The 11,932-nt window shown below is 56.1% G+C and carries 12 protein-coding genes; 11 read left to right on the top strand and 1 reads right to left on the bottom strand.

Annotated features, from left to right (window positions below):
* On the top strand, positions 1-585 hold a 585-nt coding region (locus HFM78_RS15890; protein WP_287130439.1), incomplete at its 5' end, for a DNA gyrase C-terminal beta-propeller domain-containing protein.
* Here the strand turns inward: HFM78_RS15890 and HFM78_RS15885 are convergent.
* Entirely contained in the window at positions 582-1,130 is a 549-nt protein-coding gene (locus HFM78_RS15885; protein WP_287130438.1) for a sulfotransferase, read from the bottom strand. The two genes, HFM78_RS15890 and HFM78_RS15885, sit on opposite strands and share 4 nt — an antisense overlap.
* Positions 1,131-1,174: 44 nt before the next feature.
* On the opposite strand from HFM78_RS15885, the gene HFM78_RS15880 reads away from it, so the two are divergent.
* The 10 genes from HFM78_RS15880 (at position 1,175) to HFM78_RS15835 (ending at position 11,827) form a co-directional block, all read left to right on the top strand.
* A complete protein-coding gene (locus HFM78_RS15880; protein ID WP_287130437.1) occupies positions 1,175-3,298 on the top strand; it encodes a transglycosylase domain-containing protein in 2,124 nt (707 codons plus the stop codon).
* A 260-nt stretch (positions 3,299-3,558) separates the two neighbouring features.
* The gene (gene gvpA, locus HFM78_RS15875) at positions 3,559-3,777 is read left to right on the top strand and encodes a gas vesicle structural protein GvpA (RefSeq protein WP_287130436.1); all 219 of its coding nucleotides are present in this window, start codon (positions 3,559-3,561) and stop codon (positions 3,775-3,777) included.
* A 56-nt stretch (positions 3,778-3,833) separates the two neighbouring features.
* Complete coding sequence (locus HFM78_RS15870; protein WP_287130435.1) at positions 3,834-4,391, top strand: hypothetical protein; 558 nt, start codon at positions 3,834-3,836, stop codon at positions 4,389-4,391.
* Positions 4,388-5,293, top strand: coding sequence for a gas vesicle protein GvpN (gene gvpN / locus HFM78_RS15865; protein WP_287130434.1), 906 nt, complete (start codon positions 4,388-4,390; stop codon positions 5,291-5,293). The genes HFM78_RS15870 and gvpN overlap by 4 nt, the downstream gene beginning before the upstream one ends.
* Positions 5,290-5,631, top strand: coding sequence for a gas vesicle protein (locus HFM78_RS15860; RefSeq protein WP_287130433.1), 342 nt, complete (start codon positions 5,290-5,292; stop codon positions 5,629-5,631). The genes gvpN and HFM78_RS15860 overlap by 4 nt, the downstream gene beginning before the upstream one ends.
* A 9-nt stretch (positions 5,632-5,640) precedes the next feature.
* Entirely contained in the window at positions 5,641-5,955 is a 315-nt protein-coding gene (locus tag HFM78_RS15855; protein ID WP_287130432.1) for a hypothetical protein, read from the top strand.
* Positions 5,956-5,960: 5 nt separating this feature from the next.
* Positions 5,961-7,766, top strand: a complete 1,806-nt coding sequence (locus HFM78_RS15850; protein WP_396033727.1) for an AAA family ATPase — start codon at positions 5,961-5,963, stop codon at positions 7,764-7,766.
* A complete protein-coding gene (locus HFM78_RS15845; protein ID WP_287130430.1) occupies positions 7,763-8,497 on the top strand; it encodes a GvpL/GvpF family gas vesicle protein in 735 nt (244 codons plus the stop codon). The genes HFM78_RS15850 and HFM78_RS15845 overlap by 4 nt, the downstream gene beginning before the upstream one ends.
* Positions 8,494-8,721 carry a gas vesicle protein GvpG gene (locus tag HFM78_RS15840; RefSeq protein WP_287130429.1) on the top strand — a complete coding sequence of 76 codons (228 nt, stop codon included), beginning with the start codon at positions 8,494-8,496 and terminating at the stop codon, positions 8,719-8,721. Before HFM78_RS15845 ends, HFM78_RS15840 begins: the two co-directional genes overlap by 4 nt.
* Positions 8,722-9,145: 424 nt before the next feature.
* Positions 9,146-11,827 carry a TonB-dependent siderophore receptor gene (locus HFM78_RS15835; RefSeq protein ID WP_287130428.1) on the top strand — a complete coding sequence of 894 codons (2,682 nt, stop codon included), beginning with the start codon at positions 9,146-9,148 and terminating at the stop codon, positions 11,825-11,827.
* The last annotated feature ends 105 nt before the right edge of the window (positions 11,828-11,932 follow it).

Genomic DNA, 11,932 nt, shown 5'->3' with positions numbered 1-11,932 from the left:
GATAGCCAGTCGGATATTCTCGTCGGGACCGCAGCAGGGATGGCAATTCGTTTTCATAATGACAGCGAACAGTTGCGCTCCATGGGCCGCACGGCGCGCGGAGTACGCTCCATGAAGCTCAAGAGTGACCGCGACCGCTTGGTGAGCATGGATATTCTACCTTGGGGCGAAGCGGCAGAGGGGCCGAATGAGATAATCGAAGTTGTGCCTGAGGTTGAGAGCGAGGAGACCGAACTAACGGCCCTACCCTCTGGACCCTGTGTCCTTGTCATCACCCGTAACGGTCAGGGAAAACGTGTCCCCGCCGCCCAGTTCAAAGCCCAAAATCGGGGTGGACAAGGGGTTAGAGCCATTGCCCTCAAGAACCAAGGCGACCAAATGACCGCGCTGCGCGTCCTCCAGCCCGGTGATGAAGTCATGCTGATCACTAGCCGGGGCATCGTGATTCGGCAGAGTGGTCAAGATATCCCGACCCAATCCCGCGCTGCTACGGGAGTCCGGGTCCAACGCCTCGATGGGGATGATGCCATCGTCGGGGTGACGCTAGTTACGGAGTCCGTGGATTTAGAACCCGAGGAAGTTTAGTTAGGACCCGAGATTGTCAATAGGCGTGAGATTGAATGATCCAGGCGGTTGCGGTCTACCAGTTGGGCCGCTTCACTCAATTTGCGTTCGTTGGTAGGCAAAACACAAAAGTCCGCCACTTGCCGCAACTGGGTCACGGGGTCCAAGAGCAGGTCCTCATAGCGCAGGGTAAGGGCTTGCTGACCTAATTTACTAGTATGGGTTTGCGCTTCTTGGACATATTCCAGGCTCAAACGGATCCCTTCAGCCAAAGAGGTGCAACGCACTGTATCGGTAAACTGTCTTGGTTTGGGGAGTAACCAACCCAAGGAGCGCAACCATCGGTAACGCTCTGCCCGCCGCCCCAGGATTTGCTGCTGACGACGCAGGAGACTGCGGGCCACATCTGGACTGTCGCGGTGGATATGGATGACACGGGCACTGGGAAAGAGTTCTAGCCAGAGCGGGAGGGTGAAGGTGTTGCGCGGGTCTTTCCAACCCCAAGGGATATCTAAGCGGTAAGGTGAGCGGTAGTGCAGGTATTGTCGCCAGCCCAGGTAGCTCACAGTCCGGGGCGACCTCAGAACGACGAGTGGGATATAATTCAGCCATGCAGGAAGGCCCCGCCATTGATGTCATGTCGCCACGCCGTCCGCGCCGGAGTCGTCCAACTTGGGTAAAGTACACACTCTGGGCGGGATCAGCGGTTTTGGTCGCGGGGACCGGGGCGGCGGGATTTGCCGCTGGACTGTGGTTGAGCTTTCAAAACCTCCCCGATGTGACCGCCCTCGAACGCTACAGCCCTAGTGAGAGCAGTCAGATCTATGACATTAAGGGCCGGCTCATTGCCAATATTCACGGTGAGGCCAACCGTTCGGTGGTCACGCTCCCAGAAGTCTCGCCCAATCTCATCAATGCCATTCTTGCGATTGAGGACGACCAGTTTTACAACCATCAAGGGGTCCGTCTCGATACAATTTTGCGGGCGGCGGTAACGAATCTCCAGGAAGGGCGCGCGGCTCAGGGCGGATCTACTCTGACGCAACAACTGGTGAAGAACGTTTATCTCACTCCCGCCAAGTCCTTTGACCGCAAGGTAACTGAGGCTTTTTTAGCCCTAGAAGTGGAGCGCAACTTCAGCAAGGACGAGATCCTCCAGATGTACCTCAATCAGGTCTACTGGGGTCACAACAACTATGGGGCGGAGACCGCCAGTCTGACCTATTTTGGGAAACACGCGAACGAATTGACCCTGGCTCAGGGCGCGATGATGGCGGGGTTACTGCGGGCTCCCGAGAACTATTCCCCCTTCCATGACTATGCACGGGCAAAGGAACGTCAAAAACTTGTCCTGGACCGGATGGTGGAACTGAACCTCGTCTCGTCCACGGTCGCCGCCGCTGCTTTTAAAGAACCGCTCAAATTGGGCCGGGTCCGCTCCTTCCGCCTCGAAATCCCCTACGCCAGCACGGTGGTGCTGCGGGAACTGGAGGAGAAATTCGGTCCTGAAGTCCTCCGACGCGGCGGGCTCAAGGTCCAGACCACGCTAGATATTGACCTGCAAAAGATGGCGGAAGCCTCCGTCAGGTCCGGGGTGGCTCGTCTCCAGAAACAGGGCCGCCGCGCCTCCCAGATGGCCTTGGTCAGTCTTGACCCGCGCACCGGCTACGTCAAGGCCCTGGTTGGTGGGGTGGATTTCAAAAAAAGCCAGTTCAACCGGGCCGTGCAGTCGCGCCGTCAACCGGGTTCCGCCTTCAAGCCGTTTGTCTATTACACAGCCTTTGCACGGGGGAAGTACACCCCGGATTCGTTTATTCTGGACGCGCCCGTGAGTTACGGGATTTTTCAAAAATACTCCCCGCGCAACTACGACAACCGTTACTGGGGCGGGATGACGGTCCGTAAAGCTGTCCAATTTTCCCGCAATGTCCCGGCGGTCAAGATTGGGCAGGCCGTGGGCATCAAGAACGTAATTGCCACGGCGCGACAGTTGGGGATGCGGGCGGACTGGCAGCCCAACCTCGCTGTCACCCTCGGCTCTGTGGATGTGTCGCCCCTGGAGCTAGCGGGAGCCTACGCCAGTTTTGCCAATGGGGGTTTTGGGGTGAAGCCGACCACGATTGTGCAGGTGACGGACCGTCAAAATAACGTCCTGCTCAGGAACCTGCCCCAACTCAAGCTCATCCTGGACCCGAAGGCTGTGGACATGACCAATGATGTCTTACGGGCGGTGGTCACCTCCGGGACTGCTACTAGTGCCCAGCTTGCCGACAAACGTCCAGTGGCGGGGAAGACCGGGACCACCAGCGACTTTCGGGATGCTTGGTTCGTGGGCTACGTGCCCCAGATGGTGACGGTGATGTGGATTGGCAACGATAACTACACCCCCCTCGCCAGTGGTACCGCCGGCGGTACCCATGTCGCCCCGCTTTGGAAAGGCTACATGGACCGTGCCCTCAAGGGTCAGCCCGTCCTCAACTTCCCGAGCCTGAGTGCGGCCTTGCGCCCTGCGGCTCCCCCCGTTGCACCCGCTGCCCCTGAAGCCGCCCCGCGCCGTCGCCGTAAATCAGTTCCTGCCGTGCCTGAAACGACACCGGCCCTACCCACTGAAGAAGTTCTAGCTCCCGCCCCTGAAGTCCCGGTCCTTAGCCAGGACCGCACTGAACGTCAGTCTCAGCTGCCCCAAGGCGAGCTGAAAAGCCCAACCCCTTCTGAAGAGAAATTCATCCCATAATTTCTGTAGCGTGAATGTGCTGTTCTACAGATGTACTGTCCCTAGCTGTCTAAGTAATTACTCGGAACCGCAGTTTCGCCGTTCCCTCTTGATCCCCGCTTCTAAATCCTGCTCAATGAAGATTAGATAAAGTTAAGTGAGTAATCTTTCTATCTTACGGAAGATGTCTATATTATTTTCCGTGATACCACCCTAGGCCATAGGCGGTGAGAAGGTTTTAATAAAAACGTAATACTCTCTCCCGTAAAGGAATTACAAACATGGCTGTTGAGAAAGTCAACTCTTCTTCAAGTTTGGCTGAAGTGGTAGACCGCATTTTGGACAAGGGCATTGTGATCGATGCCTGGGTCCGGGTTTCCCTCGTCGGCATTGAACTGATTGCCATTGAAGCGCGGATCGTGATTGCTTCGGTTGAAACCTATCTCAAGTACGCCGAAGCCGTGGGTCTGACCTCGACCGCCGCTGCCCCTGCCGTCTAAATGACACCCCGGGTGGGGACCGTCCCCACCCCTTATTTCACCCGGGAGAATATCCGATGGTCCTAGCACAGGAATGGTTACAAGCTCGTCAACTACGTCAACAAGAGAGCCAACAACGGGCACACGCCGTCAAGACTAGCCTCCAGCAATACCGGACACAACGCGCTGAAATCCTAGCTCAACTCACCGAGCAAGCCGCTACCCTTAGAACTACGCTACAAACTCAACATACCGCCTTGACCACCGATGTCGCTGCCCTGCGCCAAGCCTACCGCCAAGCGTTGCAAGAGCAAGCCCAGCAACTCAGGATTGCCCTGCATACCGGACGGATCCAGCGTGTCCAAGCTAACCAAAAATTACAGCAAGAACTCCAAACTGCCCGTTTTACTCTGGCCCAAAACTTCCGGCAGACCAGCCAGCAACGCCGTCAGGAATTAACCCGTCTTGTCTGGGGCGTAACCCAACGGCTTCCGGTGGCGGTCCTCGACGCGCCCCCGCCTGAAGACACCCGCTCCAAGCTCCTCATCAGCCTCCAGAGCCAGTTAGCCACGGTCATTACCCAGCGCAATATAGAACAGTTTGGGGATTTAGACAGTTTTGAGGCCGGGGAATGACCACAGTTTTGCAGTTAAGCTCCAAGCAATTCGTGACCACGCCCTATATTGAGAGCCTAGTCGAACGGGCCTTGCGCTTTTTGCACTGCGGCTATTCCATCCATCTGCGCGGACCCGCCGGGACCGGGAAGACCACCCTAGCGTTGCACCTCGCCTCCTTGGTTGGTCGCCCGGTGATGTTGCTCTATGGCGATGACGAGTTCAAATCCTCCGACTTGGTGGGTAATCAAGCCGGGTACAAACGTCGTCAAGTGGTGGATAATTACATCCACTCGGTGATGAAGATGGAGGACGACCTGCAACAGAACTGGGTAGACTCTCGCTTGACCACTGCTTGCCGGGAGGGGCTGACCCTGGTGTATGACGAGTTCAACCGCTCGCGCCCCGAGGTCAACAACGTCCTCTTGGGAGCCTTGGAAGAGGGCTTGATTGTCCTACCGCCTCGGGGCGACCGTCCTGACTATGTGCGCGTCCATCCCCAGTTTCGGGCGATTTTTACCTCCAACCCCGAGGAATACTGCGGGGTCCACCAAGCCCAGAACGCCCTGATTGACCGGATGGTAACGTTGGATCTCGGCGAACCGGATGTGGAGACTGAGGTGATGATCCTCAGCAGTCGCGCTAACTTACCGGAGTACAGTGCCCGTCTTTTAGTCGAGATCCTGCGCGAGTTTCGGACTGCCGTGGCGATGGACCAAGCCCAGAGTATCCGCGCCAGTCTGATGATTGGTCAGGTCTGCCGTCAGCATGAGGTCCCGGTCCACCCCAGCAACCCCCAGTTCATCGAAATCTGCCTGGATGTTCTCTTGTCGCGGTCTAAAGCCGAGCGCGAAGTGACCCTGGCTGCCTTTGAAAAAGTCCTGGCCCACCACCTGATCTTTTACCCACGAGAAGCCGGATGACCCTCTCTGCGCCCGCCGCCCGCCGTAGCACCATGCCCACTGCCACTCAGGGCAGTTCCCTCGCCGATATTTTGGAGCGTGTCCTCGATAAGGGCGTGGTCATTGCTGGGGATGTGACAGTCTCTGTAGGCGGGGTCGAGTTGTTGTGTATCCGCATCCGGCTCCTGATCTCCTCTGTCGATAAAGCCCGCGAAATTGGCATCAACTGGTGGGAATCCGACCCCCACTTGTCCAGTCAGGCCCAGCACTTGGCCCAGCAAAACGAACAACTGCTCAGCCGGATCACGCACCTCGAAACTGAACTCGTCCGGCTCCAGACCCAACTTCCCGCCGCCTAGGAGGAACCCATGCAGAAGCGACCCAACGCCGGACGCATCCGGCCCAAGCTCAGTTCCATTCCCCGGCGCGAGACTCCAGCCTCCAACTATCTGGAATTACACAAACTCGCCCTCGAAAAATCCCGCCTCGAAGATGAAATCCGCCGCATGGACCTCCGCCGCTCGATCATCCAAGACCATCTCACCGCGCTCCAGCAACACATGCAAGAGCGCGTCCGCTTGGCTGCCCCCCCTGCACCGACCACGCCAACCGCACCGACCAGCCCGGTCTTGATGCCGCCGTTGCCTCGTGGCATCTTTGAGTTGTTGGACCTCAAATACTAGGGACAGTGATGGAATTGTTTAAAGGATTGGAAGAATTGATCGAACTCGTCCAAAAGTTAGAGGAAAAAGCCGCCGAAAAAGGCGATCAAGGAGGTATCCAAGCGAATATCGAAGTGCGCCGATTCAGTAGCATTCCGCCCCAGGGGAGTATCCCCCGTACCGCGCCGCGCCCACCGGAACCTATCCGTACGCCCCTGCCCACCGCGAGCCCCCTCCAGGAAGACTGTTCTCTACAAGATGTGGGCGGGTTGGGCGACGTTTTGCACCAACTACGAGAGCTTGTCCTGTTGCCCCTCAAACGCCCGGAACTCTTGGCCCAGCTTGGCTTAGAGCCGCCACGGGGGGTGTTGCTGGTCGGTCCACCGGGGACGGGTAAAACACTGACTGCCCGCGCCTTGGCCCAGGAATTAGGGGTCAACTATATTGCGATTGTCGGTCCTGAGATTATGGGTAAGTTTTATGGTGAAGCCGAGACTAAGCTGCGTGAGGTCTTCCAACGGGCGGAACGTTCTGCCCCCTGTCTGATTTTTATTGATGAGATTGATGCCCTAGCTCCTGACCGCAGCAAGGTTGAGGGCGAAGTCGAGAAGCGCGTCGTCGCTCAACTATTGGGGTTGATGGATGGCTTTGCCCAGAAAGCAGGCGTTGTTGTCCTTGCTGCCACCAACCGCCCGGACCATCTCGACCCGGCCCTGCGCCGCCCCGGTCGGTTTGACCGCGAAGTTTTGTTTAGGGTGCCCGATAAAAAGGCCCGTGCGGAGATCTTGACCATCCTGACCCGCAAGATGCCCCTCGCCCCGGATGTGGACTTGCGGCAATTGGCGGACCAGAGTGTGGGTTTCGTAGGGGCGGACTTGAAGGGAGTTTGTCAGCAGGCCGCCTATGCCGCGTTGCGTCGTCAGATGCCCGACCTGACTGAGCTTCCCCAGGAACCGATGACCGTAGAGGCGAGAGATTTCGCCTTGGCCCTCAGTCAAGTCAAGCCCGCCGTCCTGCGCTCCGTAGAACTCGAAAGCCCCAACGTCCCCTGGTCCGCCATCGGGGGCTTAGATGCGCTCAAACAAGTTTTGAAAGAAGCCGTCGAGGGTGCCCTGCTCAACCCAGAACTCTATGCCCACACCCGCGCCCAGGCTCCACGGGGGGTACTGCTCACGGGACCACCGGGGACGGGTAAGACCCTCCTCGCCAAGGCCGTCGCCTCCGAGGGGAAGGCCAATTTTATCGGAGTGAGCGGCCCAGAGTTGTTGAGCCGCTGGGTCGGAGCTTCGGAACTCGCGGTGCGGGAACTCTTTGCCAAAGCGCGGCAGGCGGCTCCTTGCGTAGTCTTTATTGACGAGATTGATACCCTAGCCCCAGCGCGGGGCAGTAACACGGGCGATAGTGGGGTCGCTGACCGGGTGATTGGGCAACTTTTGACCGAGTTGGATGGGGTACGCGCCGCCACCGGGGTTTTGTTAATCGGGGCCACCAACCGCGCCGATGCCATTGACCCGGCCCTTTTGCGCTCAGGACGGTTAGATTTACATCTGCAAGTGGACCTCCCCGAGGCTCCCGCTCGTTGTCAAATTCTCCAAGTCCATAACCAGGGCCGTCCCTTGGGTGAAGACGTAGACTTGGCAGCTTGGGCCAGCCGCACACCCGGTTGGAGTGGGGCCGACCTGTCCCTATTGAGTAACCAAGCCGCCATCGCCGCTATCCAACGTTACCGCCGCGACCACGAGGGCCAGCCCCTAGAGGCCAGTCAACTCCTGATTACCCAAGCTGATTTTGAAAAGGCCCACCAGGAACTCGCCCCCCGCCTCGGGACATGACGGGTTACTACCTCTATGGTCTGCTCCTGGGTCCCGGTCCTGATGCGCTTGACTTACTGGGCATTGACCAACATCCCGTCCAACTCCATGCTCTCGATGAATTTAACTTCATCCATAGCCACGCCGACCGTGAACGGTACCGCACCAGCCGCCAAAATCTCCTCACCCACGAAAAAGTCCTGGAACAGTTGATGCACCAAGGTTTTACAGTCCTCCCCCTCCGGTTTGGTCTGGTGGCAGCAAGTTGGGAACAAGTGGAGCTTGACCTGTTGGTAGACCACCGTGAGGATTTAAGGGCACTATTTATCAAACTCGACGGGATGCGCGAAGTGGGCGTAAAAGTTTATTGGGAACCAGACCAGGAGTTGCAACAGTTGGCCCAACACCATCCCCAAGTCCGTGCCCAACGCGAGACCCTCAGCGGGCGAGTCCTGACTATGGATGAGACCATCGCCGTCGGTCGTCTGGTGGAATCCGCCTTGGACCAACAACAACAGCAGATCGCCCAGCACTTCAACCAGCAGCTAGACCCTCTAGCGCGGGCCATCCAGGATAACGATCTGATGTCCCGTGAGATGATCTACAACCGCGCTTTTCTCATTCCCTGGGACCAGGAGCCGATTTTTGATCAAGCGGTAGAAGTCCTGGGTGCCCACTACGGCGACCGTCTGCGGATTCGGTACAACAATTTCACCGCTCCCTATAACTTTGCGATTTTGGGGGAGCGATGATCTGGCAACTACTGACTTGGCCCGTCTCCGGTCTAATGTGGATCGCCGAGGAGATTCTTGAGACCGCCGAAGTAGACACTGACGACAAAAGCCGCCTCCAACGCGAACTGACTGCTATCCAGATTGCCTTTGACCTAGGCGACATCACCGAAGAAGATTTCTTGGAACAAGAGGAAGTAATCCTGGATGCCCTAGAAGCCTTAGAGGAACAGAGCGCAAATTAGTTAAAAAGTAGACTGAAGAGCCAAAATGAGGGAAAGATTACACGGTTGAAACGTGGGGATACTCTGGCAAAGAGCAATCTTTTAATACACGTACCATTAACTTCCTAAAACTGCTCGGTAACGGCAGGATCTACTGAGTGCCGTCCTATCAGTGGAATGACTCGTGGGAGGAACAATGAGAGGACTTGAAACGAGTCGAGGTCGTTTCAGTCCTAGACGAGAGGGCAAGGTCTTGTTAACTGCTCCTCTCTCCGTATATTCCGCCTTAACCCAGCCTTAACCTTTTCACCATCTTCCTTTAACCTTCACCCTGTAGAGTACCGTAGGCGGTCAAAAAGCGTAAAGCTTGTAAACCGACCAGGAGGACTCCTCTGCCCTCCTTGATTGAACTTCGGTGTGGTGTTTACTTAGGGTAGGAGTGGTCATGACTAATTGGTATGGACGTACCGCCACACGGCTCGGTAGCCGTTTCGGGGTTGCAGCACAGCTTTTCGCACTACTGCTACTGGCAAATTTGGGTAACGTACAGGCCCAAGAGATAGCCCAGGCTGAGAGCCTGACGCTACCCACCGGGTTAGCCCAAGACCTAGCCGGGGTAACGGGCAGTTTCGCACCCACGACGGAAACCAGCATAGTACCCAAGATGGCGGTGCCGCCTGAGCTTACCCCCCAGACCATCACCCTGCCGCCCACCGAAGAGTTCCAGCAACCGCTCATCGCTCAAACCCCGCCGGAAGAGGAAGAGGATGATGGACCCGTAGACCTACTGGATGAAATTACCGTCACAACTACCCGCCGTCGCACCACGGAACGGGAGAACACCCAGACTACTTTTGTTGTTACCCGCGAGGACATCAAGAAGGTGGGGGCTAGGACCGTCGGGGACGCACTAAAACTTGCTCCGGGCTTCTTTCAGGTGGACTCCCTGGGCGGGGTCAACTCCGATAACAGTACGTTTGTGCGCGGCCTCGATAGTAGCCGTTTTATCTTTCTGATTGACGGACGGCCTACTGCACGGGCTTCGGACAATCGGGCAGCGGATGTAGGGCGTACGCCTGTTACCAACGTGGAGCGGGTGGAGTTTATCACTGGAGGTGCAGGGTTTCGCTACAGTGCCGATGCGATTGGCGGGGTGATTAACGTCATCACCCAGATTCCCGAGGGACCACCAAAAGTGAACGTGGCGGTGAACTTTGGGAGCTTTGGGTACAGTCAGTACTTGATTGACTATGCCGGGAGCAATGGGACGGTCGCCAAGAACACGGACGGGACGAGTATCAAAGATGCAAACGGGAACGAGCAACAGCTACCGGGGTACTTCGCCTACCAGTTGCAGTATGAACGGCGGACAGTCCTCAACAAGTACCCGACCACTTTTTATCAAGAGCCGGTTGGTATAGGTATCGGCGGACTTCCATTAATCCTTCCCACTGGTGAACGAAACCCTCTCTACCCCGGCGTAGTACAGAATGACCGGCTCCAAAATCCAATTACCATTAACGGAGAAACTAACGGCCTGTACAGTTTCAATGACTTCTATCTCGCTAAGCTCATCTTCAAGCCCGGTCAAGACCACTTAATTACGGTGAATGTCAGTCAGTTGAACTCCCGACTTGGTAGTCCACTCGCTTTGGCAAATACCTCTTCTTGCAACATCCTTCCTGCTAGCTATAACAACGTTGAGGGATATGGTGTTACACCGCCGGGAACAGAGAGTGTGGCATGTAGAACTTCAACCCTTCGTTCTAACCCTAATCCATCAGAATTAAGCCTTCGTTCAGGACGAGGCGACTTTGCTCAAGATAGCACTGCTCTTAATGTGATTTGGGAATGGAAACTGAGTGAACTCAGTAGCTTGACCACTCAGGTCAACTATAGCTCTACTTTCTATGACAACCCAGATGGAGGTCCGCTTATAGATTTCATAGACCCTGACACTGGCCTACCGATATACTCTAACTTCTCAGTCTCCACGAGGTTCGTGAGTGACCGGGTTATTGACACCCAAGTTCGCTATCAATCTCAACTTGCCCCCAACAACACATTGAATGCGGGCTTCCAGTTCACCACGCTCCGCTTCACAGCTACGCCAGGAGATGAGGGCGTTGGGATCGTGCTCCCGATTGGGAAGACGCTGATCTACACTGACCGCGAGACGAATCGTTGGGCACTTTATCTGACTGAGGACCTCCAGTTTTTTGACCGTGCAGTTATTCTCAACATCGGTACGCGCCTGACCAATGATTTGTCCTATGGTACTTTTCTAACTTCTGGAGTTGGCTTTCGCTACAACTTTGGCGGTGCGAGTGGGCAAGAACCTTTTGCAGTACGGGCAACTTGGTCACAGAGCTATAAAGCTCCGGGCTTGCGACAACTCTATGGCGAAGGGGATTCTGTTGGCCTTACTACCTACATCCGTAACACAGGTCTCCAAGCAGAGACAGGTACCAGTTACGATTTTGGGCTAGACATCTTACTTAGCCCCGATGCCCTATTTCGTGCCACTTACTTCCGTACTGACCTAAACAACGCGATTCAGGATAACGTCTTCCTCTATGTGGATAACGAATTTATTGACGATGATCTAGTCCTTAGTACCATCAATGCCCGTTCGTATTTGAGTACGGGCTGGGAGTTATCTTTTAACTGGAAAATCAACGACTTCTGGCGGTTCCAAGCGTCTCACACCATCGTGGATGCCCGTCCTCTAGGTGATTACACTCAAGACACGATTAATCTAGGGGAGTCTGGCATTACGGAAAGCTATCTCAACTCCGGTTACTACTATAACTACCAAACCGTGGATGTGCCTTTCAGCACCACGGGCGTGAGTTTGCAGTATACTTCGCCCAGCTTCAACGCTGCCGTCATTGGTCAGCTAGTGGGTCTCCGACCCCGTGGGGTATTCGGTCCCTACTACTTCCCTGGCTACAGTAAGTGGGACTTCACCTTTAGCGTACCGTTCAGCCCGTCGCTGACCTTCAATGGGGGGGTATTCAACTTCACTAATGACCGCTCGGTCCTCGCTTCGAGTGCCATCAAGTTCGCCCCAGGGATTGTCTCGCCACCGACCAACTTCCGGGTGGGGTTGGAGTTTTCGTTTTAAGAGGCCCCTCCGCCCCGTGAACGGGGGACCAAGGCAGTGGAAAAAGGCAGAAGAGCTTCCTAGTTCTTGCTCCCCTACCCTGCTTGCGGGGGAGGGGCTGGGGGT

The organism is Candidatus Cyanaurora vandensis (assembly GCF_013285555.1).
Lineage (GTDB): Bacteria > Cyanobacteriota > Cyanobacteriia > Gloeobacterales > Anthocerotibacteraceae > Cyanaurora > Cyanaurora vandensis.
Note: the sequence above shows the minus strand (reverse complement) of the source record. Positions and strands in the feature narration are given on the sequence as shown.

What these genes read in the sequence shown, in the direction of transcription:
- gvpN (WP_287130434.1), top strand. Translation starts at nt 4,388, where the DNA reads ATGACCACAGTTTTGCAGTTAAGCTCCAAGCAATTCGTGACCACGCCC.
- HFM78_RS15845 (WP_287130430.1), top strand. Translation starts at nt 7,763, where the DNA reads ATGACGGGTTACTACCTCTATGGTCTGCTCCTGGGTCCCGGTCCTGAT.
- HFM78_RS15835 (WP_287130428.1), top strand. Translation starts at nt 9,146, where the DNA reads ATGACTAATTGGTATGGACGTACCGCCACACGGCTCGGTAGCCGTTTC.
- HFM78_RS15855 (WP_287130432.1), top strand. Translation starts at nt 5,641, where the DNA reads ATGCAGAAGCGACCCAACGCCGGACGCATCCGGCCCAAGCTCAGTTCC.
- HFM78_RS15860 (WP_287130433.1), top strand. Translation starts at nt 5,290, where the DNA reads ATGACCCTCTCTGCGCCCGCCGCCCGCCGTAGCACCATGCCCACTGCC.
- HFM78_RS15880 (WP_287130437.1), top strand. Translation starts at nt 1,175, where the DNA reads ATGCAGGAAGGCCCCGCCATTGATGTCATGTCGCCACGCCGTCCGCGC.
- HFM78_RS15840 (WP_287130429.1), top strand. Translation starts at nt 8,494, where the DNA reads ATGATCTGGCAACTACTGACTTGGCCCGTCTCCGGTCTAATGTGGATC.
- gvpA (WP_287130436.1), top strand. Translation starts at nt 3,559, where the DNA reads ATGGCTGTTGAGAAAGTCAACTCTTCTTCAAGTTTGGCTGAAGTGGTA.
- HFM78_RS15870 (WP_287130435.1), top strand. Translation starts at nt 3,834, where the DNA reads ATGGTCCTAGCACAGGAATGGTTACAAGCTCGTCAACTACGTCAACAA.